Annotated in this window: 23 protein-coding genes and 3 tRNA genes; 16 read left to right on the forward strand and 10 right to left on the reverse strand. The window is 70.5% G+C overall.

What is annotated here, in order from left to right:
- The first annotated feature begins 87 nt into the window (after positions 1–87).
- Complete coding sequence (cutA, locus tag OO67_RS11675) at positions 88–426, forward strand: divalent-cation tolerance protein CutA (protein ID WP_033299559.1); 339 nt, start codon at positions 88–90, stop codon at positions 424–426.
- Between the two features lie 5 nt (positions 427–431).
- Complete coding sequence (locus tag OO67_RS11680) at positions 432–944, forward strand: gamma-glutamylcyclotransferase family protein (RefSeq protein WP_208861003.1); 513 nt, start codon at positions 432–434, stop codon at positions 942–944.
- Here OO67_RS11680 and OO67_RS11685 read toward each other — a convergent pair.
- Together OO67_RS11685 and OO67_RS11690 are read right to left on the reverse strand one after the other, a co-directional pair.
- Entirely contained in the window at positions 907–2,982 is a 2,076-nt protein-coding gene (locus OO67_RS11685; RefSeq protein ID WP_033299561.1) for a molybdopterin oxidoreductase family protein, read from the reverse strand. The two genes, OO67_RS11680 and OO67_RS11685, sit on opposite strands and share 38 nt — an antisense overlap.
- Before the next feature lie 67 nt (positions 2,983–3,049).
- Positions 3,050–3,802, reverse strand: a complete 753-nt coding sequence (locus tag OO67_RS11690) for a SanA/YdcF family protein (RefSeq protein ID WP_033299562.1) — start codon at positions 3,800–3,802, stop codon at positions 3,050–3,052.
- A gap of 179 nt (positions 3,803–3,981) precedes the next feature.
- Here OO67_RS11690 and OO67_RS11695 point away from each other — a divergent pair, with 179 nt between their 5' ends.
- The 5 genes from OO67_RS11695 to OO67_RS11715 all read left to right on the forward strand — a co-directional run bounded on the left by OO67_RS11695 (position 3,982) and on the right by OO67_RS11715 (position 10,861).
- Positions 3,982–4,887: a sirohydrochlorin chelatase gene (locus OO67_RS11695; RefSeq protein WP_033299563.1), complete on the forward strand. Its 906-nt coding sequence runs from the start codon at positions 3,982–3,984 to the stop codon at positions 4,885–4,887.
- A gap of 36 nt (positions 4,888–4,923) precedes the next feature.
- Positions 4,924–6,234, forward strand: a complete 1,311-nt coding sequence (locus tag OO67_RS11700) for a deoxyguanosinetriphosphate triphosphohydrolase (protein WP_033299564.1) — start codon at positions 4,924–4,926, stop codon at positions 6,232–6,234.
- 117 nt (positions 6,235–6,351) lie between these two features.
- Entirely contained in the window at positions 6,352–7,611 is a 1,260-nt protein-coding gene (locus tag OO67_RS11705) for an NAD(P)/FAD-dependent oxidoreductase (RefSeq protein WP_033299565.1), read from the forward strand.
- A 96-nt stretch (positions 7,612–7,707) separates the two neighbouring features.
- Positions 7,708–9,615 carry a DNA primase gene (gene dnaG, locus OO67_RS11710; protein ID WP_033299567.1) on the forward strand — a complete coding sequence of 636 codons (1,908 nt, stop codon included), beginning with the start codon at positions 7,708–7,710 and terminating at the stop codon, positions 9,613–9,615.
- Between the two features lie 178 nt (positions 9,616–9,793).
- A complete protein-coding gene (locus tag OO67_RS11715; protein ID WP_033299568.1) occupies positions 9,794–10,861 on the forward strand; it encodes an RNA polymerase sigma factor in 1,068 nt (355 codons plus the stop codon).
- Between the two features lie 37 nt (positions 10,862–10,898).
- Here OO67_RS11715 and OO67_RS11720 read toward each other — a convergent pair whose 3' ends face one another.
- The 4 genes from OO67_RS11720 to OO67_RS11735 form a co-directional block, all read right to left on the reverse strand.
- A complete protein-coding gene (locus OO67_RS11720) occupies positions 10,899–12,824 on the reverse strand; it encodes an ABC transporter ATP-binding protein (protein ID WP_033299570.1) in 1,926 nt (641 codons plus the stop codon).
- Positions 12,824–14,557, reverse strand: a complete 1,734-nt coding sequence (locus tag OO67_RS11725; RefSeq protein ID WP_033299572.1) for an ABC transporter ATP-binding protein — start codon at positions 14,555–14,557, stop codon at positions 12,824–12,826. Before OO67_RS11725 ends, OO67_RS11720 begins: the two co-directional genes overlap by 1 nt.
- Positions 14,558–14,669: 112 nt before the next feature.
- A complete protein-coding gene (locus OO67_RS11730; protein WP_033299575.1) occupies positions 14,670–16,115 on the reverse strand; it encodes an FGGY family carbohydrate kinase in 1,446 nt (481 codons plus the stop codon).
- Between the two features lie 67 nt (positions 16,116–16,182).
- A complete protein-coding gene (locus tag OO67_RS11735) occupies positions 16,183–16,485 on the reverse strand; it encodes a hypothetical protein (protein WP_033299577.1) in 303 nt (100 codons plus the stop codon).
- Positions 16,486–16,666: 181 nt separating this feature from the next.
- Here OO67_RS11735 and OO67_RS11740 point away from each other — a divergent pair.
- From OO67_RS11740 to OO67_RS11780, 8 genes are all read left to right on the forward strand, one after another.
- Positions 16,667–16,739: transfer RNA gene (locus OO67_RS11740), tRNA-Asn, on the forward strand.
- 5 nt (positions 16,740–16,744) lie between these two features.
- Positions 16,745–16,817: transfer RNA gene (locus OO67_RS11745), tRNA-Asn, on the forward strand.
- Between the two features lie 212 nt (positions 16,818–17,029).
- Positions 17,030–17,103: transfer RNA gene (locus OO67_RS11750), tRNA-Ile, on the forward strand.
- A gap of 304 nt (positions 17,104–17,407) precedes the next feature.
- Positions 17,408–17,671 carry a hypothetical protein gene (locus tag OO67_RS11755; RefSeq protein WP_033299579.1) on the forward strand — a complete coding sequence of 88 codons (264 nt, stop codon included), beginning with the start codon at positions 17,408–17,410 and terminating at the stop codon, positions 17,669–17,671.
- The gene (locus tag OO67_RS11760) at positions 17,668–18,114 is read left to right on the forward strand and encodes a hypothetical protein (protein WP_033299580.1); all 447 of its coding nucleotides are present in this window, start codon (positions 17,668–17,670) and stop codon (positions 18,112–18,114) included. Before OO67_RS11755 ends, OO67_RS11760 begins: the two co-directional genes overlap by 4 nt.
- Positions 18,115–18,958: 844 nt before the next feature.
- The gene (locus tag OO67_RS36450; RefSeq protein ID WP_051709296.1) at positions 18,959–19,300 is read left to right on the forward strand and encodes a beta/gamma crystallin domain-containing protein; all 342 of its coding nucleotides are present in this window, start codon (positions 18,959–18,961) and stop codon (positions 19,298–19,300) included.
- A gap of 388 nt (positions 19,301–19,688) precedes the next feature.
- Positions 19,689–19,922, forward strand: a complete 234-nt coding sequence (locus tag OO67_RS11770) for an SGNH/GDSL hydrolase family protein (RefSeq protein ID WP_033299581.1) — start codon at positions 19,689–19,691, stop codon at positions 19,920–19,922.
- A gap of 565 nt (positions 19,923–20,487) precedes the next feature.
- Positions 20,488–21,069, forward strand: coding sequence for a sigma-70 family RNA polymerase sigma factor (locus OO67_RS11780; protein ID WP_033299584.1), 582 nt, complete (start codon positions 20,488–20,490; stop codon positions 21,067–21,069).
- Positions 21,070–21,230: 161 nt separating this feature from the next.
- On the opposite strand, the gene OO67_RS11785 is transcribed toward OO67_RS11780, so the two are convergent.
- Positions 21,231–21,419, reverse strand: coding sequence for a ricin-type beta-trefoil lectin domain protein (locus OO67_RS11785; protein WP_051709297.1), 189 nt, complete (start codon positions 21,417–21,419; stop codon positions 21,231–21,233).
- Between the two features lie 289 nt (positions 21,420–21,708).
- On the opposite strand from OO67_RS11785, the gene OO67_RS11790 reads away from it, so the two are divergent.
- Positions 21,709–22,038 (forward strand): beta/gamma crystallin domain-containing protein, encoded by a 330-nt coding sequence (locus tag OO67_RS11790; RefSeq protein ID WP_051709298.1) that lies wholly within the window; start codon positions 21,709–21,711, stop codon positions 22,036–22,038.
- A 429-nt stretch (positions 22,039–22,467) separates the two neighbouring features.
- Here the strand turns inward: OO67_RS11790 and OO67_RS11795 are convergent, their stop codons facing one another.
- From OO67_RS11795 to OO67_RS40785, 3 genes are all read right to left on the reverse strand, one after another.
- Positions 22,468–25,563, reverse strand: coding sequence for an AfsR/SARP family transcriptional regulator (locus OO67_RS11795; protein WP_051709300.1), 3,096 nt, complete (start codon positions 25,561–25,563; stop codon positions 22,468–22,470).
- A 211-nt stretch (positions 25,564–25,774) separates the two neighbouring features.
- On the reverse strand, positions 25,775–26,107 hold the full coding sequence (locus tag OO67_RS40450) for a DUF5707 domain-containing protein (protein ID WP_341864641.1): 333 nt from the start codon (positions 26,105–26,107) through the stop codon (positions 25,775–25,777).
- Positions 26,023–26,343, reverse strand: a complete 321-nt coding sequence (locus OO67_RS40785; RefSeq protein WP_382055873.1) for a DUF5707 domain-containing protein — start codon at positions 26,341–26,343, stop codon at positions 26,023–26,025. Before OO67_RS40785 ends, OO67_RS40450 begins: the two co-directional genes overlap by 85 nt.
- Between the last annotated feature and the right edge of the window lie 240 nt (positions 26,344–26,583).

Genomic DNA, 26,583 nt, shown 5'->3' on the forward strand with positions numbered 1-26,583 from the left:
GCCGACGGTCGAGGGGCCACGGACACCGGGCGGGAACGGGTCGACAATCGAGGGGCCACGGACACCGAGCAGAAGGAGACCCCCGGGATGACCGAGCCCGCATGGCTGACCGTACTGACCACGACGGACAGCGAGGAGAAGGCCCGCACGCTGGCCCGGGGCGCGGTGGACGCGCGACTCGCCGCCTGTGCCCAGATCCCGGGGCCCGTCACCTCCGTCTACCGCTGGCAGGGCGTGATCGAGACCGGCGAGGAGTGGCAGGTGCTGTTCAAGACGACGGCCGAACGGTACGACGAGCTGGAGGCCCACCTCGTCGCGGCGCACGACTACGAGACGCCCGAGATCATCGCCGTGCCCGTCGTACGCGGCAGCGAGCGCTACCTCGCCTGGGTGTCCGCGGAGACGGCACCCGCCGCGACGCCGTGACGGACATGCGGCTGCCCTTCTTCGTGTACGGCACGCTGCTCCCCGGAGAGCCCAACCACGACCGGTTCCTCCGGGGCCGTACCCGCGAGGAACGGCCGGCCGTGCTGCCGGGCGCCCTCCTCTACGAGGGCCCCGGCTATCCGTACGCGATCGAGGGCCACGGCACCGTCCACGGCGCGCTGATCACCGCCGCACCCGGGGCGTACGCGGACCTGCTCCGGCTCCTGGACGACCTGGAGCAGTACCTGGGCCCGGAGCACCCGCGCAACCTGTACGAGCGGGTGGCCCGCAGGGTCGGCCCCGTGCCGGAGCGGCACGCACCCGGCGACGGAACCGCGGTGTCCGGGCCCGCCGCGTCCGGGCCCGGATCCGGTCCGTCCGGCTCCGCCGGGCCCGTCCGCGCCTGGGTCTACCTCGCCGCCACCGCCGTCGCGCGCTCCCTGCGCACCGGCGGCACGCCCGTGCCGGGCGGTGACTGGCTCAGCCGGCGGCCTCCACCCGGACCGCGCACACCTTGAACTCCGGCATGCGCGACACCGGGTCCAGAGCCGGGTTCGTCAGGGTGTTGGCCCGGCCCTCGCCCGGCCAGTGGAACGGCATGAACACGGTGTCCTGCCGGATCGCCACGGTGATCCGGGCCGGAGCCACCGCCCGCCCGCGCCGTGAGGTCACCGCGACGGCTTCCCCCTCGGCCACCCCGATCCGCTCGGCGAGCCGTGGATGCAGCTCCACGAAGGGGCCCGGCGCGGCGGCGTTCAGCTCGGCCACCCGGCGGGTCTGCGCCCCCGACTGGTACTGGGACACGACCCGTCCCGTCGTCAGCACCACCGGGTACTCCGCGTCCGTCTCCTCCGCCGCGGCCCGGTGCGTGACGGGCACGAACCGCGCCCGCCCGTCGTCCGTGGCGAACCGCTCCAGGAACAGCCTCGGCGTCCCGGCGTGCTCCTCGTCCGGGCAGGGCCAGAACACCCCGTCCTCCGCGGCGATCCGTGCGTAGGTGATGCCCGCGTAGTCGGCGGGACCGCCCGCCGAGGCCCGTCGCAGTTCGTCGAAGACCTCCTCCGGATCGGCCGGGAAGCCCTTCCCGTGCCCCAGCAGACCGGCCAGCGTGTTCAGCACCTCCAGGTCGCTGCGCACGCCCTCCGGCGGCGTGACCGCCTGCTGCCGCAGCAGCACCCGGCCCTCCAGGCTGGTCGTCGTCCCGCTCTCCTCCGCCCACTGCGTCACCGGCAGCACCACGTCGGCCAGCGCCGCCGTCTCCGACAGCACCACGTCCGCGACCGCCAGGAAGTCCAGCGACTTCAGCCGCTCCTCGATGTGACCCGCGTGCGGCGCCGACACCACCGGATTCGACCCCATGACCAGCAGCGACCGCACATCCTGACCCAGCGCGTCCAGCAGCTCGTACGCGCTGCGCCCCGGCCCCGGCAGCGTGTCGGGGTCGACGCCCCAGACGGCCGCCACGTGACGGCGCGCCGCCGGGTCCGTGAGCTTGCGGTAACCGGGCAGCTGGTCGGCCTTCTGGCCGTGCTCCCGGCCGCCCTGGCCGTTGCCCTGACCGGTCAGGCAGCCGTAGCCCGACAGCGGACGGCCGGCCCGCCCGGTGGCCAGACAGAAGTTGATCCACGCCCCCACCGTGTCCGTGCCCTTGGCCTGCTGCTCCGGGCCCCGCGCGGTGAGCACCATGCCGTTCTCCGCCCCGCAGAACATCTCCACGGCCTCGCGCAGCTGCGGCACGGGCACCCCGGTGAGACGCTCCACCAGTTCCGGCCAGTGGGCCATCGCGCCCGCCCTGGCCTCGTCCCAGCCGTTGGTCCGGGTCCGGACGAACTCCTCGTCCACCCGCCCGTCCGCCACGACCAGGTGCAGCATGCCGAGCGCGAGGGCCAGATCCGTGCCCGGCCGCGGCGCCAGGTGCAGATCCGCCTGCTCGGCGGTCCTGGTCCGGCGCGGGTCGATGACGATCAGCCGGCCGCCGTTCTCCCTCAGCTCGGTCAGATAGCGCAGCGCCGGCGGCATGGTCTCCGCGAGGTTCGAGCCGACCAGGATCACGCACCCGGTCCGGGGGATGTCCTCCAGCGGGAACGGCAGCCCACGGTCGAGGCCGAACGCCCGCTGGTGCGCGGCGGCAGCCGACGACATGCAGAAGCGGCCGTTGTAGTCGATCTGCGAGGTGCCGAGCACCACCCTGGCGAACTTCCCCAGGGCGTACGCCTTCTCGTTGGTGAGCCCGCCCCCGCCGAACACGCCCACGGCGTCCGCGCCGTGCTCCGCCCGTGTCCCGCGCAGTCCGTCGGCGACCCGCTCCAGCGCCTCGTCCCAGCTCGCGGGAGCGAGCTCACCGCCGGCGCCGCGCACGAGGGGGCCCGTCAGCCGCACACCGGCGGCGAGCACGGCGGGTGCCGTGCGCCCCTTGCCGCACAGGGCTCCCCGGTTGACGGGGAACTCGGTGCGCTCGACGACCTCGACCACCCCGCCGTCGGTGACCGGTCGCAGCTTCATCCCGCACTGGAGCGCGCAGTACGGGCAGTGGGTGGACGTCTCGGTGCGGACCATGCACCCAGCGTGCGAGGCCGGTATTACGAGTACCGGTGCGCCCGGTTACGCCCCCGGTACGCGCACCTCAGCCCGCCCCGCCCGCCGCCGTGAGGTCGCCGGCGAGCGCCTCCGTCACCCCCGGCTCCCGCGGGCCCAGGAAATGCGGATCCGGCTCGAACACGGCGTCCAGGAGCGCCTTGCCCGCCGCGAACACCTCCCGCGTCCCGCCGTAGTACCAGGTCGCATCGTGTACGGCGTCGACGCCCACCCCGTAGGCGTCGATCCCGGCGGACCGGCACAGGGCGATCGCCCGCCGTATGTGGAAGCCCTGGCTCACCAGGACGGCCCGGTCCACGCCGAATATCTTCTTGGCCCGGACGCAGGAGTCCCAGGTGTCGAAGCCCGCGTAGTCGCTGACGATCCGGCCGTCCGGCACCCCGCGCGCGGTGAGATACGTGCGCATGGCATCCGGTTCGTCGTACTCCGGGCGGCTGTTGTCCCCGGTGACGAGCACGACCCGGACCTTGCCGGCCGTGTACAGCTCGGCGGCGGCGTCCAGCCGGTGTGCCAGATACGGCGACGGACGGCCCTCCCGAAGCCCCGCCCCGAAGACCACGGCGACCTGCCGAGCCGGGGCGTCGGCCGTCGTCCGCACCCTCGCCTCGGCCGTGGTGCGCAGCCAGGTCGCGGGCGCCAGCGCCACCACACAGACGACCATCAGCGCCTGCACCAGCAGCCGCTGCCCGCGCCGGGTCCGCGGCAGCCGCGGCCGCGCGGCGGTCATGCGTCCCAGAGCCCTCCGCGCACGGCCGAGCCCCTTCGGTGTCCCCAGCCGCATGCCGCGCCCCCCCGCGCTCGTACCTGATCCATCATGGAAGGGACGAACGACGAGGGCGAAAGGTTCGCGGCCGGTGTGAACAGGTACTGACACCGCCGGTGTCCCTCCCGTGAGACAGAGGCAAACACCCGTCACCGGTGCGAAACGGCCCGGCAACGTCCACCGGGCACGATCGGTCCATGACGGAGACGGCACCGGAACACCCTCGTGAGTCCCTGCCCCTCGACAGCACGGCGCAACTCCTGACCCGCATCACCACCCAGCTCGGAACCCAGCTCAGCCTCGTCTCCCCGAACGGAACCCGCAGGCCCATGCACCGCATCCGGAGATCCGCCCCCACCCTGGTCGCCGTCGCGCACGGCAGCCGGGACCCGCAGGCCCTGCGCACGGTCCTGGAGCTCCTGGACCGGGTAAGGGAGCTGCGGCCCCTCCTCGACGTCCGGCTCGGCCACATAGAGCTGAACGAACCCCTGCTGCCGGACACCCTGGACGGCATCGGCCGGGGCGACGCCGTCCTCGTACCGCTGCTGCTCGGACGCGGCCACCACGTCCGGCACGACCTGCCCCGCGCAGCGGCTGCCGCGCGCCACCTGCGGACCCGTGTGGCCGCCCCGCTCGGACCGCACCCGCTGCTCGTCGAGGCCCTGTACGAGCGTCTCGTCGAGGCCGGGTGGCCCGGCGAGGACGGTCCGAGCCGCGACGCCGCCGTCGTGCTCGCCGCCGCCGGGTCCCGCGATCCCGACTCGGACGTCGACGCCCGGCGTACCGCCGCCATGCTCAGCGACCGCCTCGGCGGGGTGCCCGTCATACCCGCGTACGCCTCGGCGGCCACCCCCGACGTGCCGACGGCCCTGCGGGCACTCGCAGCCCGCGGCCGCCACCGCGTCGCCGTCGCCTCGTACTTCACCGCCCCCGGCCGCTTCGCGACCGTCTCGGCCGCGGCGGCCCCCGGGATCGCCGCCGCACCGCTCGGCGCGCACCCGGCCATGGCACGCCTCGTGCTGCACCGCTACGACCAGGCCGTGGCCGGTACCGCGCCCGCACACGGCGTCCTGACGCCCCCCTACCTCCTGGCCTCGGCCTGACCCTCCCTGTCGGCCCGCCGGTCTACTGTCGGGGACATGGACGGTACGCACGACTCCAGGGACACGCCCTACGGCACCGCTGACACCGAGCGCTGGGACACCGAGCCCGACAAACGGCCCGGCCGCACCGCGTTCCAGCGCGACCGTGCGAGGGTGCTCCACTCCGCCGCCCTGCGCAGGCTCGCCGGCAAGACCCAGGTCGTCACGCCCGGCACCCGCAGCCGTGCCTGGGACGCCAGCCCCCGCACCCGTCTCACCCACTCCCTGGAGTGCGCCCAGGTCGGCCGGGAGCTCGGCGCCGCGCTCGGCTGCGACCCCGACCTGGTGGAGGCGGCCTGCCTCTCCCACGACATGGGCCACCCGCCCTTCGGCCACAACGGCGAACAGGCGCTCAACGACTTCGCGTCCGACTGCGGCGGCTTCGAGGGCAACGCCCAGTCGCTGCGCCTGCTGACCCGTCTCGAACCCAAACGCTTCGTCCGCGACCCCCGCACCGGGGAGCTCGCCAGCGTGGGCCTCAACCTGACCCGGGCGGCCCTGGACGCCGCCACCAAGTACCCCTGGCCCCGCGGCGCTCACCCCACCGACCCCGGCTCGCCGAAATTCGGGGTGTACGAGGACGACCTGCCGGTCTTCGCCTGGGTCCGCAAGGGCGCGCCGCAGGACGGCAGATGCTTCGAGGCCCAGGTCATGGACTGGTCCGACGACGTCGCCTACTCGGTGCACGACTTCGAGGACGGACTGCACGCGGGACACATCGACCCCGGCTGCCTCTTCTCCGAGCCGGAGCGCGCCGAGATCTGGGGCGTCGCCGTCGGACGGTACGTCCCGGCGGACACCGACCCCCAGGAGCTCGCCGACGCCCTCGATCGGCTCACGGAACAGGAGTGGTGGCCGCACGGCTACGACGGCACCGCCGTCGCCCAGGCACGGCTGAAGGACGCCACGAGCCAGCTCATCGGCAGGTTCTGCCTCGCCGCCGAGTCCGCGACCCACGCCGCGTACGGGCCCGGACGGCTCGCGCGGTACGGGGCCGAGCTCGTCGTCCCGCGCGAGGTGCGCAACGAGTGCGCCGTGCTCAAGGCCGTCGCGGACCGTTACGTCATGCAGCGCGCCGAGCAGGAGGCCATCCGCGCCGACCAGCGGATCGTCATCGCCGAGCTGGCCGCCGCCCTCACCGCCCGCGCGCCCGAGGGACTGGAGCCGCAGTTCCGCGCCCTGTACGCCGCGGCCCCCGACGACAGGGCGCGCAAGAGGGTACTCGTCGACCAGATCGCCGCACTGACGGACGCGTCCGCGCGGTCCCTTCACGGAACACTCACGGGCGTTGGGCAGACTGGACCATGACCGGGCCACATGCCCGTGGCCGGGACCTGATCGGGGCACACCCTCTTTCGTCATCACGCTGCGTGCGGGACGCTCGCAGGTGGCGGCGCCGCGCAGCAAGTACCGAGGAGGCATCAAGTGGTCGACGCACATCGGACGTTCGTCATCATCGGCGGAGGACTCGCCGGAGCGAAGGCGGCCGAGGCACTCCGGGCCGAAGGGTTCAGCGGCCGGGTGATCCTCATCGGCGACGAGCGCGATCATCCGTACGAACGCCCGCCTCTGTCCAAGGGTTACCTGCTGGGCAAGGACGAACGTGACTCCGTCTTCGTCCATGACACCGCCTGGTACGCGGGGGTCGACATCGAGCTCCACCTCGGCCAGGTGGTCACCTCCATCGACCGGGCGGGCAGGTCGGTGCAGCTCGGCGACAACACGGTCGTCCACTACGACAAGCTGCTGCTCGCCACGGGTGCCGAGCCCCGCCGCCTCGACATCCCGGGCACCGACCTGGTCGGTGTCCACCACCTGCGCCGTCTCGCGCACTCCGACCGGCTGCGCAACGTCCTCGCCGCCCTCGGCCGCGACAACGGCCACCTGGTGATCGCCGGGGCCGGCTGGATCGGTCTGGAGGTCGCCGCGGCGGCCCGCGGTTACGGGGCCGAGGTCACGGTCGTCGCCCCCTCCGCGACCCCGCTGCACCACGTGGTGGGCCCGGAGGTCGGCCAGATCTTCACCGATCTGCACGCCGGGCACGGTGTCCGTTTCCACTTCGGCGCCCGCCTCACCGAGATCACCGGACAGGACGGCCTGGTCCTCGCCGCCCGTACCGACGACGGTGAGGAGCACCCCGCCCACGACGTGCTCGCCGCGATCGGCGCGGCCCCGCGCACCTCGCTCGCCGAAGCCGCCGGGCTCGCCATGGCGGACCGGTCCCAGGGCGGCGGTGTCGCCGTCGACGCCTCCCTGCGCACTTCCGACCCGCACATCTTCGCCGCCGGGGACATCGCGTCGGTGGACCATCCGCTCTTCGGCGCCCGGCTCCGCGTGGAGCACTGGGCGAACGCCCTGAACAGCGGTCCCGCCGCCGCGAAGGCCATGCTCGGCCAGCCCGTGTCGTACGACCGGGTGCCGTACTTCTTCTCCGACCAGTACGACCTCGGCCTCGAGTACTCCGGCTGGGCGCCGCCCGGCTCGTACGACCAGGTCGTCATCCGGGGCGATGCCGGCAAGCGGGAGTTCATCGCCTTCTGGCTGAAGGACCGCCGGGTCCTCGCCGGGATGAACGTCAATGTGTGGGACGTCACCGAGAGCATCCAGAAGCTGATCAAGGCGGCCCGGCCCGTCGACCCGGACACCCTGGGCGACCCGTCGGTGCCCCTGGAATCCCTGCTCTGAGCGGTGGGCGGGTCCCCGGGACCGGCCGGCGGCCCCGGGCGGGCCACCCGTCGCCGGCCGGTCCCGGACCTCCGGGTCCACCCGTAGACTTCACCCGTGGCAGGCAGGATCAATGACGACGACGTGAAGGCGGTCCGGGACGCGGTCCCGATCGACGCCGTCGTGTCCGAGTACCTTCAGCTGCGCAACGCCGGCGGCGGAAACCTCAAGGGCCTCTGCCCCTTCCACGACGAGAAGTCCCCCTCCTTCCAGGTGAGCCCGGGCAAGGGCCTCTTCCACTGCTTCGGCTGCCAGGAGGGCGGCGACACGATCGCCTTCGTGATGAAGATCGATCACCTCACCTTCTCCGAGACGGTCGAGCGCCTCGCCGCCAAGGCGGGCATCACCCTGCGGTACGAGGAGGGCGGTTACAACCCCTCCCACCAGCGCGGCGAGCGCATCCGGCTGGTCGAGGCACACAAGATCGCCGGCGACTTCTACCGGGAGCAGCTGAACGGGCCCGAAGCCGAGATCGGCCGGAAGTTCCTCGCCTCACGCGGCTTCGACCAGGACGCGGCGGCCCACTTCGGCGTCGGCTACAGTCCCGCGGGCTGGGACCACCTCACCCGTTACCTGCGCGGCAAGGGCTTCAGCGACAAGGAGCTCATCAGCTCCGGACTCTCCCAGGACGGCCGCCGCGGCCCCATCGACCGCTTCCGCGGCCGGCTGATGTGGCCGATCAGCGACACCTCGGGCGACGTCGTGGGCTTCGGCGCCCGCAAGCTGCGCGACGACGACAACGGCCCGAAGTACCTCAACACCCCTGAGACCTCGATCTACAAGAAGTCCCAGGTGCTGTACGGCATCGACCTGGCCAAGAAGGACATCGCGAAGTCCAGCAGGGCCGTCGTGGTCGAGGGGTACACCGACGTCATGGCCTGCCACCTGGCCGGGATCACCACCGCCATCGCCACCTGCGGGACGGCGTTCGGCGGCGACCACATCAAGATCCTCCGCCGGCTCCTCATGGACAACGGCAGCGCCCGCGTGATCTTCACCTTCGACGGTGACGCGGCCGGCCAGAAGGCCGCGCTGCGCGCCTTCGAGGACGACCAGAAGTTCGCCGCCGAGACGTACATCGCGATCGCCCCGGACAACATGGACCCGTGCGATCTGCGGCTCGCCAAGGGCGACGACGCCGTCCGCGACCTGGTCGAGCCCCGCACCCCGCTCTTCGAGTTCGCGCTCCGCCAGATCGTCGGCCGCTACGACCTGGAGACCCCGGCGGGGCGCGCCGCCGCCCTGGACGAGGCCGCGCCCGTCGTCGCCAAGATCAAGACGAGCAGCGTGCAGCGTGAGGTCGCGGTCCAGCTGGCCGGGTTCGTCGGCATCCTGGACCAGGAATACGTCGTGCACCGGGTCAACCAGCTCGCCCAGTGGGCCCGCGGGCGGGGCGGCGACCGGCGAGGACCAGGGCCGGCCCCCTCCCGTACCGGCGCGCAGCACCAGCAGGTCCAGGCCCCCGCCGCGTCCGGCCCCGCGCTCAACCTCCGCAGCCCCGCGCACCGCACGGAGCGCGAGCTGCTCAAGCTCGCTCTGCAGAAGCCCGCCCTGGTCTCCCCGGCCTTCGACGCGTACGGCGTCGACGAGTTCACCGCCCCGCCGTACGCGGCGGTGCGCCAGTGCATCGCCGAGGCGGGCGGCGCGGAGCTGGGCGTCGCCGAGACCCGGGAATACCTGGTCCAGGTGCTCGACGCCACCCCCGACGACACGGTGCGCAAGCTCGTCACGGAGCTCGCGGTCGAGGTCTTCCACGGAAAGTCCATCGACGAGGCGTACGCGGGCGAGCATCTGGTCAAGGTCCGCCTGCGTGCCGTCGACCGCAGGATCGACGACGTACAGGGCAGCCTCGCCCGGCTCGGCAGCAATGTCGCCCCGGACCATCTGGCCGCCGCGCAGAACGAGGTCTGGGTCCTCCAGCAGTACGCCCAGTCACTCCGGAGCCACGGCGCCGCCGCTCTCTGAGCCGTATCAGCACCCCGTCACGGCCCGGACGCAAAAAGTCACCGCACGCCCCTCGTGGCAGCGATGTGTCGTACCCCACACTGGGTGGCGGTGCCTGAGTCATCGGAGCGCGGCCGGTCCGCCCGGGGCGGACCTCCTTCCCCCGCGATCCGGCAGCGATCACCTGGAGGTCGCCCCCGTGCAGACCCGGACCGTGCCCACCACGACCGAGCATGTCCCGGCGATTCCCTCGCAGAACCGGGTCACACGTCACCCGGAGGCGGCGGGCACGCCGGAACCGGTGCTGGAGGAACCGGTGGAGCCCTCCGAGCCGCGCGGCCGCCCGGAAGCAGGCGGCACGACGTCCGACCTCTTCCGCCAGTACTTACGGGAGATCGGGCGGATACCTCTGCTCAGCGCCGCCGAGGAGGTGGACCTCGCCCGCCGTGTCGAGGCGGGGCTCTTCGCCGAGGAACGCCTCGCAGGCACCCCCGACCCCGACAGCCGGCTCGCCGTCGACCTGGACCGGCTCGTGGTCATGGGGCGGATGGCGAAGCGCCGTCTCATCGAGGCCAACCTCCGCCTCGTGGTCTCCGTGGCCAAGCGCTACGTGGGCAGGGGGCTGACCATGCTCGACCTGGTCCAGGAAGGGAACCTCGGGCTCATCAGGGCGGTCGAGAAGTTCGACTACGCACGGGGCTACAAGTTCTCCACGTACGCGACCTGGTGGATCCGCCAGGCGATGTCCCGCGCACTGGCCGACCAGGCCAGGACCATAAGAGTCCCGGTGCACGTCGTCGAGCTGATCAACCGCGTCGTACGCGTCCAGCGCCGCATGCTCCAGGAACGCGGCTACGAGCCCACCCCCGAAGAGGTCGCGGCCCAGCTCGACCTGACGCCGGAACGCGTCGGCGAGGTCCTGCGCCTCGCCCAGGAGCCCGTGTCCCTGCACGCACCCGTGGGCGAGGAGGACGAAGTGGCGTTCGGCGACCTCATCGAGGACGGCGACGCGGCCTCGCCCGTGGACTCCGCGGCCTTCCTCCTGCTGCGCGAACACCTGGAGACGGTGCTCTCCACCCTCGGGGAGCGGGAGAGGAAGGTCGTCCAGCTGCGGTACGGCCTGGACGACGGGCGGCCCCGCACGCTCGAGGAGATCGGAAGGATCTTCGGCGTGACGCGCGAACGCATCCGCCAGATCGAGTCCAGGACTCTCGACAAACTGCGGGACCACGCCTTCGCAGACCAGCTCCGCGGCTACCTGGACTGAACGGGCCGTACCGTGGTGCCTCCGCCGGACGAGGCCGTCAGTCGACCTCGGCCAGAGCCTGCGCGAACTGCGCCGCGTACAGCCGGGCGTACGCCCCCTTGGCTGCCAGCAGGTCGTCGTGCGTGCCCTGTTCGACGATCGAGCCGTTCTCCATCACCAGGATCACGTCCGCGTCCCGGATGGTGGAGAGCCGGTGCGCGATCACGAAGCTCGTACGACCGTGGGCCAGCCGCGCCATCGCCTTCTGGATCAGCACCTCGGTGCGGGTGTCCACCGAACTGGTGGCCTCGTCGAGCACCAGGATCACCGGGTCCGACAGGAACGCCCGCGCGATGGTGATCAGCTGCTTCTCACCCGCGCTGACCCCGGCCCCCTCGTCGTCGATCACCGTGTCGTAACCGTCGGGCAGCGTACGGACGAAACGGTCGGCGTGGGCCGCCCGCGCCGCCTCCTCGATCTCCTCCCGGGTCACCGCGCGCGAGGCACCGTAGGCGATGTTCTCCGCGATCGTGCCGCCGAACAGCCAGGTGTCCTGGAGCACCATGCCTATGGCTGAACGGAGTTCGTCACGTGACATCTTCGCCGCGTCGACCCCGTCGAGGGTGATACGGCCGCCCGTCACCTCGTAGAACCGCATCAGGAGGTTGACCAGCGTCGTCTTGCCGGCGCCTGTCGGCCCGACGATCGCGACCGTGTGGCCGGGCTCCACGCTCAGCGAGAGGTCCTCGATGAGCGGCTTCTCCGGGTCGTACCGGAAGGACACGTTCTCCAGTGAGACGCTGCCGCGCAGTTCCTCCGGCCGCTCCGCGGGATCGGGGTCGGGCGCCTGCTCCTCGGCGTCCAGCAGGCCGAAGACCCGCTCGGCGGACGCGATGCCCGACTGCACCAGGTTCGCCATCGAGGCGACCTGCGTCAGCGGCATCGAGAACTGCCGCGAGTACTGGATGAACGCCTGCACATCACCGATCGACAGCGCACCCGACGCCACGCGCAGCCCGCCGACGACCGCGACCAGCACGTAGTTCAGGTTCGACACGAACATCATCAGCGGCTGCATGATCCCGCTGTTGAACTGGGCCCTGAAGCCCGCCTCGTACAGTGCGTCGTTCTGCTCGGCGAAGTCCCTCGCCGACTCGTCCTGCCGCCCGAACACCTTCACCAGGGTGTGCCCGGTGTACATCTCCTCGATGTGGGCGTTGAGCTTGCCCGTCACCTTCCACTGCGCCACGAAGTGCGGCTGGGACCGCTTGCCGACCCACGTCGCGACGAACACCGACAACGGGATCGTCACCAGCGCGACCAGGGCGAGCAGCGGCGAGATCCAGAGCATCATGATCAGCACGCCGACGATGGTCAGCAGCGAATTGATCAGCTGGCCCATCGTCTGCTGCATCGTCTGGGAGATGTTGTCGATGTCGTTCGTCGCCCGGCTCAGCACCTCACCGCGCTGCTGCCGGTCGAAGTAGGACAGCGGGAGCCGCGCCAGCTTGGTCTGCAGGTCCTCGCGCAGCTGGAACACGACCCGGTTGATCACTCGGATCGACAGCCGGGTGGACACCAGCATCAGCAGCCCGGCGCCGACGTAGACCACCAGCGCCGCCAGGAGGACCTGGCCCACCGCTCCGAAGTCGATGCCGTCGCCGGGGACGAAGTCGACCCCGGTCAGCATGTCGGCGAGCCCGCCGTCGCCCTGCTCGCGCAGGCCGTCGACGGCCTGCTCCTTCGTCGTGCCGTCAGGCATCTGCCGTCCGACGACGCCGGCGAAGATCAGGTCCGTGGCCTCGCCGAGGATCTTGGGCCCCGCCACGGAGAGCGCCACGCTCAGTGTCCCGGCGCCCAGCATCAGATACAGCGAGGACTTCTCCTTGCTGAACCTTCTCAGGAGCCGCTTCCCGGACCCCTTGAAGTCCATGGACCGCTCGGTGGGCCCTCCGGCCATCATCCGTCCGCCCGGTCCTGCCATCAGGCGGCCTCCGCTTCCGTCAGCTGGGAGAGCACGATCTCCCGGTAGGTTTCGTTGCCGTCCATCAGCTCGTGGTGGCTGCCCGCGCCGACCACGCGGCCCTCGTCCAGCACCAGGATCCGGTCGGCGTCACGGATCGTGGACACCCGCTGGGCCACGATCACCACGGTCGCCCCCGCCGTCTCGCGTGACAGCGCAGCGCGCAGCGCGGCGTCCGTCGCGTAGTCCAGGGCCGAGAACGAGTCGTCGAAGAGATAGATCTCCGGCCGCTGCACCAGTGTCCGCGCGATCGCGAGCCGCTGCCGCTGGCCGCCGGAGACATTGGTGCCGCCCTGTGCGATGGGCGCGTCGAGGCCGTGCTCCAGCCCTTCCACGAAGTCCCGCGCCTGCGCCACCTCCAGCGCGTGCCACAGCTCCTCGTCGGTCGCGTCCGGATTGCCGTAGCGCAGATTGGTCGCGACCGTCCCCGAGAACAGGTACGGCTTCTGCGGGACCAGGCTCACGGTCTTCGCCAGCAGGACCGGATCGAGCGTCCGCACGTCCGTACCGTCGACGAGCACCTCGCCGTCCGTGGCGTCGAACAGCCGCGGTACGAGTCCGAGCAGCGTCGACTTGCCGCTGCCCGTCGACCCGATGATCGCGGTCGTCTCGCCGGGCCGCGCCACGAGATCGACCGAGCGCAGCACCGGCTCCTCGGCGCCGGGGTAGCGGAACTCCGCGCCCCGTACCTCGAGATGGCCGTGCTCGATCAGTTTCGTGACCGGAGCGGTGGGCGGCACCACGCTCGACTCGGTCTCCAGGACCTCCTGGATGCGCTCGGCGCAGACCTCCGCGCGCGGCACCATGATGAACATGAAGGTGGCCATCATCACCGACATGACGATCTGCATCAGATACGCGAGGAACGCGGTCAGCGCCCCGATCTGCATCCCGCCGCTGTCGATGCGGTGCGCCCCGAACCAGACCACGGCGATGGACGACAGGTTCACCACGGTCATCACCGTCGGGAACATGAGGGCCATCAGCCGTCCCGTCGACACCGCGACGTCCGTCAGCTCCGTGTTGGCACCGCGGAAGCGTTCCTCCTCGTAACCGTCCCGGATGAAGGCGCGGATGACGCGGTTGCCGGTGATCTGCTCACGCAGCACGCGGTTGACCGTGTCCAGCCGCTCCTGCATCGTGCGGAACAGCGGCCGCATCCTCCTCACGATGAGGCCCACCGAGATGCCGAGCACGGGCAGCACGGCCAGCAGCACCGCCGAGAGCGGGACGTCCTGGCCGAGCGCCATGATGACGCCGCCGACGCACATGATGGGCGCCGAGACCATGAGCGTGAACGCCATGAGGACGAGCATCTGGACCTGCTGCACGTCGTTGGTCGTACGGGTGATCAGCGAAGGAGCCCCGAACCGTCCCACCTCCCGCGCGGAGAACGACTGCACCCTGCCGAAGACCGACGCCCGTACGTCGCGCCCGAGCGAGGAGGCCGTCCGGGCGCCGTAGTAGACCGCCCCGATGTTGCAGACGATCTGGACGGTGCTGACGACGATCATCACGGCGCCGAATTCCAGGATGTAACCCGTGTCCCCCTGCACGACACCGTTGTCGATGATGTCGGCGTTGAGGCTGGGCAGGTAGAGGCTTGCGCACGTCTGCAGGAGCTGGAGCAGCACCAGCAGCACTATGGGACGTCTGTACGGACCCAGGTAGGTCCGCAGGAGTTTTATGAGCACACGAGTCTCTCGGAGTCGGCGAAGGGCAGAGGCCGGTCCATACTCCGGCACCCCGGACCACGACTGCCATCGCTTTTCCTCAAGCCCCGGTCAAATTCCGGGACCGCGCTCCTCAGACGGCTCCGCCGAACGCCCCGGGGTGGACCTGGTCCCGGGTCGCTCCGTACTGCTGGCGCACCGCCCGGCCCACCGGAAGCTCCTCACCCGGCTCCAGCACCTGCGCCGCCGCGCCCTGCCAGGCCGGGGGAGTACGCGGATCGAGCTTCCCCTGCGAGACCCCGAGAGCCCACGCCGCCTGCCGGGCCGCACCCAGCGCCGCGTACTCGGCGGGCTGCGGCACGACGACCTGGGTGCCGAACACCGCAGGCGCCAGAGCCTGTACGGCGGGCAGCTCGGCGGCCGCGCCGAGCAGGAACACCCGCCGAACCTCCACGCCACGGCCCCGCAGCACGTCCAGCGCGTCGGCCAGCGAGCACAGCATCCCCTCGAAGGCGGCCCGCGCCAGGTGCTCGGGCTTCATCGACTCGCGCCGCAGCCCGCTCAGGGTGCCCGCCGTGTGCGGCAGATGCGGGGTGCGCTCACCCTCCAGATACGGCAGCAGGACGAGCCCGGAGGCGCCCGGCGTCGACTTCAGCGCCAGCGCGGACAGTTCGTCCAGACCCTCCAGCCCCAGCATCTCGGCCGTACCGCGCAGTGCGCGTACCGCGTTGGACGTGTGCACCACCGGCAGATGCATCCCGGTCGCGTCGGCGAAGGAGGTGATCATCCCCGTCGGGTCGGCCAGCGCCTCGTGGTGCACGGCCATCACCGAGCCCGAGGCCCCCAGCGACACGACCGCGTCACCGACGGCGACACCCAGCCCGAAGGCCGCGGCCATCGTCTCGCCGGTGCCCGCCGAGATCAGCAGCCCCTCCGGCGTCGTGCCGGCGGCGTCGGCCGGGCCGAGGACCTCGGGCAGCGCGGCCTGATGGCCGAGCGCCAGCTCCACGAGATCGGGCCGGTAGGACCCGGAGCCCGCCGACCAGTAACCGGTGCCGGACGCCGCACCGCGGTCCGTCGTCCGGCGGGCGGGCCGGCCGAGGAGCTGCCACACCAGCCAGTCGTGGGGCTGAAGAACCGCGGCGACCCGCTGCGCGTTCTCCGGCTCGCTCCGCACGAGCCACCGCAGCTTCGCCACGGGCTGAGCCGCCTGCGGCACGGCCCCGACGGCCTCGGCCCAGGGCTGCCGCCCTCCGAGCCCGTCGATCAGGTCCGCTGCGGCGGCCTGCGCCCGCCGGTCGTTGCCGAGCAGCGCCGGCCGTACGAGGTTGCCCTGATGGTCCAGCGGCACCAGGCCGTGCTGCTGCGCGGACACGCCGATGGCCTGCACGCCTTCGAGCAGCCCTCCGGAGGCCGCCTCACCGAGTGAGAGCAGCCACGCCTGCGGATCCACCTCGGAGGCCTTGGCCTCGATGGGATGCGCGGCATATCCCTGCCGCAGCACCGCACCGGTGTCCGTGTCGCAGACGACGATGTGCGTGAAGGCGGATGAACTGTCCAAGCCGGCCACTATGCCCATGGACAAGATTCTGCCGCACCCGCGACCGTTCCCGTACCGGGCGGTGTGCCCGGCACGGGAACCGGCCTCAGGTGTTCGTCGTACCCCAGTCGTCACTGCCGTTGTGGCCGCTGCGCTCCCGCAGCGAACGCACACGGTCGGAGACGGACACGGGGACCTTGTCCCCGACCTTCTCGCTCACCGAGTGGTAGGCCTTGCCGGCGAAGTCCCGGCCGCCGTGCGCGGCGGACTCCGCCGCGTTCCGCACAGCGGGATTCTCGGCCAGCTGCTGCGCCGCCCTCTTCAGCTGCTCGTAACGCTCGCGCCCCGCTCGCGTGCCGAGCACGTAACCCAGGGCCACTCCGGCGATGAACGTGAGCCGGTACCGCATGGCTGCCACCCTTCCTTCGCTCCGTGCGACGTGTGCTGCCCGCCTACCCGCACACACCCGAGATCACCCCGGGAGATACCGATTGGCGGAGCACCCCCCTGCTTGCGCTAATGTATGTGTCGCAGCGAACGCGCGCCGCTCGGCAGCAGCCAGGTAGGTACGATTCGAGGCACCGCAGCAATCCCCTGTAGCTCAATTGGCAGAGCAGCCGGCTGTTAACCGGCAGGTTACTGGTTCGAGTCCAGTCGGGGGAGCGCGATCCCCTGTAGCTCAATTGGCAGAGCATTCGGCTGTTAACCGGAGGGTTACTGGTTCGAGTCCAGTCGGGGGAGCGATGCGGGAGAGGGCCCTTCGGGGTCCTTTTTCGTGTGCCCGGACCGGGGTCTCGCGTGACTCTTTCGGGGTGATTCCGCGCCGCCTGGAACCGGGCAGCATGCAGCGCTGTCTTCATGGTCACGCGAAGCCGACCATCCGCAGCAGGAGATCGTATGACCGGCTATGCTGCGGCAGACGGCGCGCACACTTGTACGCGCCACGCCGAAACGGGGCGGTAGCTCAGCCGGTTAGAGCAGCGGACTCATAATCCGTCGGCCGTGGGTTCGAGTCCCACCCGCCCCACCGAGCGTCCCCGGGCAGAATCGTTCTGACCTGGGGATACGCATTTTCCGGGGGCTTTTCGCGTGGGGCGGCCGCCTCACGGGTTGTGGCGAACGCGGATTCTCGCGCATCGAGGTTGACCTCCAAACGGCTTTGAGCTGGAGGTTTGCGGCGATGCCTTCGTGGGGGCGTCGTGGAATGCTCCTCACGGCCGCCGATGTACGAAGATGCGGGAGCGCCCTTCGCTCCGACCGGCGCGGAAGTGCGCGCACGCGACTGGTGGTTGCGCGCCTCGTGCGGGTGCGACTCGTGGCATACTTCGAGTATGGCGACTCGGAAGATCACGATCACGGTGCCGGACGAGCTGGTCGAATCGATCAAGGGGCGGGTCGATGCCCGGGGGGTGTCCGCCTACATCGCGGCAGCCGCGGCCCATCAGGACGCGATGGACCGGCTCCGGGAGCTGGGGGACCGCCTGGAGGACGAGTACGGCTCGGTCACGGCCGAGGAGGAGCGGGCAGCGCTGGAGCGCATCGCGGCCATCGATGACTGGCATGACGAGAAGCGCTCGCCCGGCGCCGCGGCGTGAGCCGTTCGAAGCGCGCCGGTGGCTCATCAGCACGTCGGCGCGTCTTCGTCCTCGACTCCCAGGCGCTGTCCAAGGCGGCCCGGGGCGACCGTCAGATGGCGGCCTTGATCAAGGCGGCGCCGCGGCTGGACATCGCTGTCGTCACCAGCGCGCACACCACGCTGGAGGCGTGGAACCCTCAACAGGGTGCGCGCCAAGAGCTGTGGGACTGGGCGTTGTCCCGGATCGATGTGGAGCACACCGACGACAAGGTGATCTCCCTGGCCCGCAGCATGATGAAGACTGCTGGGCTGCACGGGCATGAGTACGCCATTGATGCCGTCTTGGCTGCCGTAGCCGTCAAGACGGCGGAACGCGGTCTCGAGGTCACTGTCTTCACCTCGGATGTCGACGACATGGACCAGTTCCTGGCGGGCCATCCCATTCGGGTGGAAAGAGTCTGAACGCAGGAGTCGGCCCCTTCCGCCCCCGGGTGCAGCGGGCCGGCCAACTGCGCGTACGGGTTGTCGATGATTCTCGGCTCGGTCCGGACCTGTGCTGCCCGCCGGTCAGTCTTCTGCGCCCGGTATAAGGGACGGCGAGCTGAGACGTCGTAGGCCATCTCGCGGCGATGGCGTACAAAGTGCCGACTACGCGGCCGGGCACGAGCACGTTCTCAGCCGTCAGCGGCCGACGCGTCATCGCAAAAGGCTTCGTGGGCGGTGCGGACGCGGACCAGCAGTGAGCATTTTCAGCGTGGCCACTGATCGGGTGACAGTGGCAGGGCGAGGCCCGCAACGGGCTGGGCGCCCGTGCCGTTGAGCTGTCCGGGAGAGCGCTGGGGCTGTTCAGTACTACGGCAATGTGCGGGACCAGCAGATGCCTGGCCGACCACTCGGTGGGTCTTTGGGGGCGGCGGCCCCCTGGCGGCTGGTGTCGCGCCCCACGGCGCCGGGGATCATGGGGGCAGCGGTTGACGCTAAGCCGTTGTGAGTTGCCGCCGCGCTCGACGACGAGCTGGTCCCAGAACACTCCTGGCCCTCGGGGTGGAGTGGCCAGGGGGCGCTCCGTCGGCGGGGCGCGACCGGTTCCGGCGCTCTGCCGGGAGCGTGGAGACGCGCCTTCGGGCGAGGGGCCAACAGACATTGGGGGAGATCGCGACCGCCTCCGACGAAGGGCGCTCAAGTGGTGAACGGGAGCGTCGTTTCCCACGTTGCGCTGATTGGGCGCGCGTGCGTCCCTGCGATGCCGCCGCGCGCTGTGGCCCTCGGCGGCACCACACCACACCATGGAAGGAACAACTCACCAGTGAAGCGCTTCATCACACGCCTCGCGGTAGTCGCGGCGGCCGGAGCTATGGCCGTTGTGCTGCCTGCTTCGTCGGCGTCTGCCATCAACCGCACCGATTGCAATGGATTGGGTCTCCTGTCGCTTCACAACGCGGGCGGCTCCCTCTGCTTCGCCAACGCGGGCGTGCAGAGCGTGGCGATCTACGGCGTGGACCGGATCTGGACCGGAGACAACAAGGTCACGTTGGAGTACGTGCCGAGGCTGGGGGCGCCGGCGACCAGCGCGACCGTTGAGAAGTGGCATTTCGGTAACGTCCCTGGCGAGCCCATCCACAAGATCACGAAGATCAGGATCTGGTAGCACCCGTCGCCGCGAATGAGGTGACAGCGGCTCCTCGTCAGCGACGGCCGGCGCAGGCACCCGGTTCTGGAACCCACCGTGTCCCGGAGGCGAAGGCGCGGCCGGGTGCAGCTGCAGTTGTCCACACGGCTGTATGACGTCGCTGCGATGGGTTCATCGAGCTTTTCCAGCGTTGCCTCTCCAGGGTGAGGACCGCGGCGGCGTTGCCCGTCATGCGGTTCGGCCTTCAGCGGCCGAGGCGTCGCCCGTCAGGACTTCAGGCGGGCGACGCCTCGTTCGGCAGGAGCGCGGCATGGGCGAGTGCCCGGTTCGGCGTCCGCCGATCGGTGACAGTTCGCCGTTGGGTGGCGGATGGCTGTGGTGACCCAGGAGGCGGCACCGATGCCCGTTGCGCACCAAGGTCATCACCCACCGACTGAACTCCATGCTGGCGCCGGCAGCCCTCACGAAGCAGGCCGAGTTTGTCGACACCTCGTCGGTGTTCCGGGGTCACGACATGTGCCGACCCTCCTCCGCGCAGTGGATCAACCCGCCGCTGCCGCAGACGTCCGGATCCGCACATCCCCCCGCAGTCGGCCACCTGATCACAGCCGTCGAGGTGTACGAGCGGCTCGAGAAGTAGTCACCTTCCTCTCTCCGTGGGCCGGAGTAACACTCCGGCCCCTACGGAACGGCCGTAAGGGCGGCTCCGGCCCGCCCCGAGCGCTGTCCGCTGTCAGGACGGCGCGCCGCTGCGCAGCGCACGGCTGCAACAGCCAGACGGTGGCTCTCGCTCAGGACCAGGGCATTTCGCCATGGCGGGAGATGAAGCGCCCGGTTCCGGCGCCAGGCCCCTCGACGGCGAAAGCCACGATCACGTCCGTGCCCTCGGCGGCGGCCCGCTGGCCGCTGTGCTGACGTACTGAGGGCTCGAGCCCGGTCCGGGTACCGCGCCTCGAAGCGATCGCGGTGACCGACGCCACGGAAAGTCTGAAGCCTGCGATCGGTGCCGGTACGAACCGCCGACCGTGTTCGTAGACCGTCAGCCACGTGGTGATCCGAGAGGTGCCAGGGCTTGTGGTCCACAGCAGGTGACGGCAAGAAAGCGACAAGGTCTCGCCAAGGGTTTCCGGCGACTGTGTCACCCGTTCGTCCGCGCATGCGGGTGAGCACGCCACGGAGCACTTGGACAGGATCGAGCACCACGCATGAACGGGATCATGGAAACGGGGACCACTGTCCCCGCTCCGACTTGGTCGCATGATCGGAACCTCGCGTCCGAGGCTGACTGCGACGCCTTCATCAGGGACATCTACGACCAGTACGGCCCTCTGCTCATCCGGTATGCCGCGCGCCTGCTGGACGGTGACTGGCACAAGGGGGAGGACATCTTCCAGGAGACCGCGGCCCGCGCCTGGAAACACGCCCGGTTCCTGGGCACCCGCCACGAAAGCCTCAGACCGTGGTTGTTCACCGTGGCCAGGAACCTCGTCATCGACCACCACCGGGCGCGCCAGATAAGGCCGTTGGAGCACATGCCCGTCGAGGAGCTGGATGTCTCCAGCGACAACACGGCACCCACGATCGACTCCCATGTGGTGTCGCAGGCCCTGGGGGAGCTGAACGAGCAGCAGCGAACCGTCATCCGCCTCATGTACTACCTGGAATGCAGCGTTGCCCAAGCGGCCGAGCATCTCGGCATACCGGCCGGCACCGTCAAGAGCCGAGCCTTTTACGCCATGCGGGCGTTGCGCCGAGCGCTGGAGAAGCAGGGGATTCATGGGGTGTAACCATGGCGCGGTCAGTCCTGCGGCTGACCGCCCGGCGTGCCGCCGCACTGAGAGCCAGGCCAGACTCGGGCGGCGGCCGTGCTGGGCGAGCGGGCCGGCCCCGCGCGGCAATCTTCGCCCTGCACTCCTGGGTCTCGGCGAAGAGCGCTTCGCAGCCCCGATCATCGGCGGGTCCAGGTCTGGTTCGCGGCGCCGGCGCAGGGCCACAGGACGGCCCGGGTTCCGTCGGCGGACCGGCGGTCGTAGAGGTCCACGCACTTGGCGGCGAACTGGGCCACCAAGTCCTCGGTCGCGTTCGGATGGAACTGTTGAGCGGCTGCTCCGGTGCAGGTGGTCATCCGGATGGCCACCCCTTTCAGCCCTTGTGGTGCGGGTGGCCGGCGCGGCTGTCACCCGCAGTGTGAACCGAAGACCGACGCGTGCCGTTGAGCAGATGGACGCCCACGCACGCAGGCCTGTGGGTCAGGCGTACTCCGCGCCTGCCGACCGTGCCATGTGCCGCACGACACAGACCGTTCATCCGTCCCGCCATTCTGTGTGCCGGCGGACTGCTCTCCATGTGAACGCAAGGCGGTGGGCGGCTCCGGCTCCGATCGTCTCGCTCCGCACAACCCCAACTCTCGGAAGGACAAAGCACTCATGAAGCGCACCATCTCCCGGCTCGGACTGGTCCTGGCAGCAGGCGCCGTGACCGCTCTTCTGCCCGCTTCGCCGGCGGCCGCGGTCAATCAAACCGCCTGTGGCGACCGAACCGACCTGGTCAAGGTTTGGTACAACGGAAACCAGACCGCGTGCTTCGCCAACGCGGGCGTCATGGCTCCCGGACTTCCCAGGGTTTCGCGGGTCACCTCCGGCAACAACAACATCGAGATGCTTCTCGGTGATCACGTGGTGGTCGTGCCGAAGTGGTCAGGCATTCGAGACGTCGAGGGACTCAACGCAACGCTGCACATTCTGCAGGTCCGCTGACCCTTGGCGCACGTCACGAAGCCGTGCCCCGGACCGCACAGCGTCTCCGGGGCACGGGCGGTCACTGCCACCCAAGTGCCCGCAACGACCTTGCTGACGACTCGCCCTGAGCACCGTCGTTCACTGTTCGCCGCGCAGGTGAACCGTCGCCTGGTGCCAGCCGTTCAAAGCGGAGGGACACGCGTTCGGAACGACCGTGTGACCCGCTTCCAGCTCGTGGAGTCCTCACCTGCCGGGGCCTTGCCGCACTGGCCGGTCCTCGGGCGTCGGGGCAGATGCTGTCCCGGACGGCCCAGCCGGTAGCCGGAGCCGTCAGGGACAGCTTGATAAGCCTTGGACCCTTACCCATGACCAATTCCGATCAGGTCCTTGCGGCCCTACGGTCTGCAACTCGGTGCCCCCATCCGCTGGACATCCAGGCCGAAGCACTCAAAAGGCGGGATTCCTGTTCCTCGGAACCGGGAGCTTGTGATTCCCGACCGCCCTCTCCGGCACGGCGGGCGCAGGGTCCTCATCCCTGTCGAGGGCGGTGAGCCGGTCACGGACCTGCTGTGCGCTGTGGGACATCTTCCGCGCGTCGGCGTTCTGGAGGGCGTCGACCCAGTCCGCCCGTGCGCCTTCGCTGTCGCCCATGGCCAGCCGGGTGTCGCCCAGCCGCATGAGGGTGCCGATGGCGTTCCTGTGGTCGCCCAGTTCCTCGAACGCCCGCGATGCTTGCCGGTAAGTGGTCACCGAGTCCTCGTAGCGGCGGAGCAGACGGAGGTTGTAGCCGAGGATGTCCCACCCCTGGGCAAGCTGCCAGGGCGCGTCGAGGCGGTGGAACAGGGCGATGCCCTCCTCGCTGTACAGAAGGCTCTTCTCGAGGTTCCCCAGGTTGGAGTGGAACCAGGCGAGTTCGAGGAGGCACTCGGCCAACCACAACTCTTCCCCCGTCTCCCGGGAGAGTTCCAGTCCTCGCTCGGAGGCCGCCACAGCTTCCTCGGTCCGCCCGAAAAGGAACAGCGCACACGCCGTGACGTAGTGGGCTCGTGCCTGTTCACCGATGTCGTCGAGCTCTTCGAAGATCGCCGTCGCGCGTTGCAACTGGTTCAGAGCTTGCTCTTGATGGCCGAGGTAGCCGTGGATGCCACCCAGGTGCCGTAGGCAACGGGCCTCTTCGAGGGGGTTGTTCCGACGTCGGGCCACTTCGAGGGCGGGGGTCAGCGCGGTGATGGCTTCGGGCCAGAACTCCTGACGGTTGAGGTGCTCCTTGAGTGACCAGGCGAGCCCGGTGGTGTGATCGTCGAGATTCTGGCTGACGGCGGTGTGGAGCAGGCCGGTCAGCACGTGGTGTTCGGCGGTGAGCCATAGGGTCGCCTGCTTGACGGTGGTGAGTTCTTCCGGAGTGACGCCCGAGCGGGGAGCACCGAGTTCGAGGTCGTGCGATGTGTCCTGTTTGAGGAACTCGTTCGCCTCGCAGGCGGTGAACATGTAGTGGTCCAGGACCCGGAGAGTGGCGTGGTGGCGTCCCTGGCCGGTGTCGTGCGTGTGGGACAGCTCGGTGGCGTAGCCGCGTAGGAGGTCGTGCAGGCTGTAGCGGCCGGGCAGCGGTTGTTCCACGAGGCAGGAGCTGACCAGCCCGGCGAGCGCACGGCGGGTCCGGGGGAGGGACAAGCCTGCGAGGCTGGCGGCGGCAGGGGCGGTGATGTGAGGGCCCGGGTGCAGGGCCAGCAATCGGAAGAACCGGGCGGTGTGCTCATCCAGGGACTGGTAGGACCACGAGAAGACGTTGCGCACGTCGGTAGTCGTGTCGGGGCCGGCGAATGCTTCGAGACTGCCTTGGGTGTGCTGCAGGTCGTCGACCATGACGTGGAGGGGGAGCGAGGGATCGAGTTCCGCGCGGGCGGCAACCACGGCCATGGCCAGGGGAAGCCGTCCGCACAGGCGGATGATTTCGGCCGTGGCGGTGGGCTCGGTGGCGAGTCGTTCAGCTCCCAGACGCCGTGCGAGGGCCTCGTGCGCCTCGGTCGGCGAGGGCAGCGGGAGGCTGAGGGGCTTGGCACCGTCGGTGGTGATGAGGCCGGGGAGTTGGTTGCGGCTGGTGATCAGGGTGAGGCAGCCCGCGCCTGCGGGCAGCAGCGGGCGCACCTGCTGCTCGTCGCGGGCGTTGTCCAGGACCAGGAGGATTCGCCGGTCGGCAAGGAGACTACGGAAGAGTGTGCTCCGGTCGGCAACGTCTTCGGGGATGCGTGGGGCGGGAACGCCGAGGGCGGTGAGGAAGCCGTGCAGGGCGTCACCGGGCTCGACGGCGGGTGCGTGCGGGTGGAATCCGCACAGGTTGACGAAGAGCTGCCCGTCGGGGAACGCGGAGGCGATGCGGTGCGCGTGGTGCACGGCGAAGGTGGTCTTGCCGACACCGGGAGCACCGCTGATGACCACAGCAGGGGCAGTGGTCGGTCCGGGGCGGCCCGGTGCACCGCTGACGGCGGACAGCCACGCGCCCTCGGCGGCCCGCCCCACGAACACCGGCAGGCTGCGCGGCAGTTGCGCTGGACGCGCCAGAGGCAGGGGAGCTGTTCTTCCGCCATCCGCGACCGCCGCGCCGCGTGCGTCGGACTCGGCGTCCGCGTCGTCGCCGGGGCCGGGGCCCGGGTCGAGCGACGAGGTTGCTTCGCCCCCGTCCGGCTCCCCGGACGTGGTTGCCACGAGAGGATGGTGGCCGTGCCCGGTCACCGTACCGTACGGTCGGTCGGCTGAGCCCATGGGCGGCAGGTCATGGTGGAGGATGCCCTGGTGCAGGGCGCGTAGGGCCGGGCCCGGTTCGAGGCCGAGCTCGTCGGCGAAGTGCCGGCGCACGTCGGTGTAGCGCTGCAGCGCTTCGGGGTGCCGGCCGGCGAGGTACAGGGCTCGCAGCAGCAGGGCCCAGCCGGTTTCCCGCAGGGGGTGCTGCGCGGTCATCTCCTGTGCCGCGTTGAGGGCTTCGGTGATCCGGCCTCGCATGAGGAGGCCAGTGGTGAGGATCTCGCGCGTGGTCTGCCGCAGTTCTTCCAGGCGTGCTGTCTCCTGGGCGGCGAACAGATGATGCGCGGCGTCGGCGAACGCCGTGCCGCGCCACACGTCCAGGGCCCTCTGGGCCTCCTCCACGACGCGGTCGGGCCGGCCTTGGTCCATGAACCGGTGCGCTTGGGCGACGGCACGCTCGAAGCGCGTGGTGTCACGGTTCTCGGGCGGCACGCGCAGGGCATAGCCCAGGGGTTCGGTGACCAGAATCTCGAAGGCGCCCTGCCGGCGAAGGTGCTGGGGTTCCAGGATCGCGCGCACTTTGCTGATGTGGGCGTGCAGGGAGCCCAGTGCCGCGCCCGGTGCCCGTCCCGGCTGCGGCGGCCACAGTTCCTCGCACAGAGTCTGCGGAGAGACCGCCCGGCCGTCGGCGAGCAGCAGGCGAATCAGCAGCAGTCGCTGCCTGCGGCGGCCCGGATCGAGGACAGTGCCCGCCCGCCGTACCTCGAGCGGACCGAGCAGTCCGAAGTCGAGACCTTGCCCCACAGCTGTCACCGTACCTACCGGAATCTCACTTGACGGCGTCACCCCTCGGGGCACGCGCCCGACCGAGGCCCGGCGTGTGGACGGCCTGTTCCGCGCGGTCACGGAGACCTGCTCGACCCCACCGGACGCCCGCATGGGTTCTGTCGCGGCGGCGCTGGGGACAGGGGCGACGAGGACGCCGTTGTCCGCTTCCCGCATATCGGACAGGACATTAGCAGGACGCCGTCCTGCGGCAGGCTTCGCCGGCCGCGCGACGTGCCGGCGTGACATGGGCGCCGCCGCCCCGCTGTGACAGGGGCGTCCTCGCCGCCGCCCGAGGCACCGGTGGCGGGTCGTCAGTGGGAGAGGCCGAAGTGGCGGCGCGGGGCTGGGACACCGTGCCTCCGTCGTTCGCCGTCGCCGGCGTCGAGATGTACCAGGTGCCCTGCTCCAGCTCTACCGCCTCCTCGGTGGTGACCTTCAGCGAGCAGACACAGCGAGCGGTGCTGCCGGTAGTGCCGCGGCACGTGGCGCATGACGTCGCGCATCTCCGCCTTGGCCGGATCGAGCTCGGTGCTGGCGCACGAGGACCTTGAGGCCGCGGACACCCGAATCATCGTGCACCTCCGCCGTGAAGGTGAGCGACCCGGCACGGCTGCCCTCGGGAGCGACGTTTGGACCGACTCCTTCTTCACAGTCGGTTCCGTGGCGGTCGAGGCCATGGCGAGGCCCTCGGTGGTAACCGCGCCGATGACGGCGGCGCCGAGGAGGGACGGGAGAAGGACACGCTTGGACATGGATGGGTCTCCTGGCTCGTGCGGGAGCCGCCGTGGTGTGCCTGCCGACTTGAGCGGGATGGGAGGGGCGAAGAAGTCGGAGGAACCGCCGGTGAAGCGGCCTCCGAAAGTCTCTTGGCCGTCACCGACCGGTCGCCGCGGCCCGAGACCCCGCAGGTGGGAGTCCGCGTCCTCGACGAAACAGCGCCCCCGCGAGAGGGGCATGTAAACAGATGTCATGAACTGCGGTGATGCATGAACCCGT

It is taken from the genome of Streptomyces atroolivaceus, from assembly GCF_000717025.1.
Taxonomy (GTDB): Bacteria; Actinomycetota; Actinomycetes; order Streptomycetales; family Streptomycetaceae; genus Streptomyces; species Streptomyces atroolivaceus.

Bases quoted from the DNA above. Each gene is read 5' to 3' on its own strand.
- cutA (WP_033299559.1), top strand. From the start codon at position 88: ATGACCGAGCCCGCATGGCTGACCGTACTGACCACGACGGACAGCGAG.
- OO67_RS11730 (WP_033299575.1), bottom strand. From the start codon at position 16,115: ATGGGCATAGTGGCCGGCTTGGACAGTTCATCCGCCTTCACGCACATC.
- OO67_RS11700 (WP_033299564.1), top strand. From the start codon at position 4,924: ATGGACGGTACGCACGACTCCAGGGACACGCCCTACGGCACCGCTGAC.
- OO67_RS11735 (WP_033299577.1), bottom strand. From the start codon at position 16,485: ATGCGGTACCGGCTCACGTTCATCGCCGGAGTGGCCCTGGGTTACGTG.
- OO67_RS11685 (WP_033299561.1), bottom strand. From the start codon at position 2,982: ATGGTCCGCACCGAGACGTCCACCCACTGCCCGTACTGCGCGCTCCAG.
- OO67_RS11680 (WP_208861003.1), top strand. From the start codon at position 432: ATGCGGCTGCCCTTCTTCGTGTACGGCACGCTGCTCCCCGGAGAGCCC.
- OO67_RS11690 (WP_033299562.1), bottom strand. From the start codon at position 3,802: ATGCGGCTGGGGACACCGAAGGGGCTCGGCCGTGCGCGGAGGGCTCTG.
- OO67_RS11755 (WP_033299579.1), top strand. From the start codon at position 17,408: ATGGCGACTCGGAAGATCACGATCACGGTGCCGGACGAGCTGGTCGAA.
- OO67_RS11780 (WP_033299584.1), top strand. From the start codon at position 20,488: ATGAACGGGATCATGGAAACGGGGACCACTGTCCCCGCTCCGACTTGG.
- OO67_RS11790 (WP_051709298.1), top strand. From the start codon at position 21,709: ATGAAGCGCACCATCTCCCGGCTCGGACTGGTCCTGGCAGCAGGCGCC.
- OO67_RS11720 (WP_033299570.1), bottom strand. From the start codon at position 12,824: ATGGCAGGACCGGGCGGACGGATGATGGCCGGAGGGCCCACCGAGCGG.
- OO67_RS11695 (WP_033299563.1), top strand. From the start codon at position 3,982: ATGACGGAGACGGCACCGGAACACCCTCGTGAGTCCCTGCCCCTCGAC.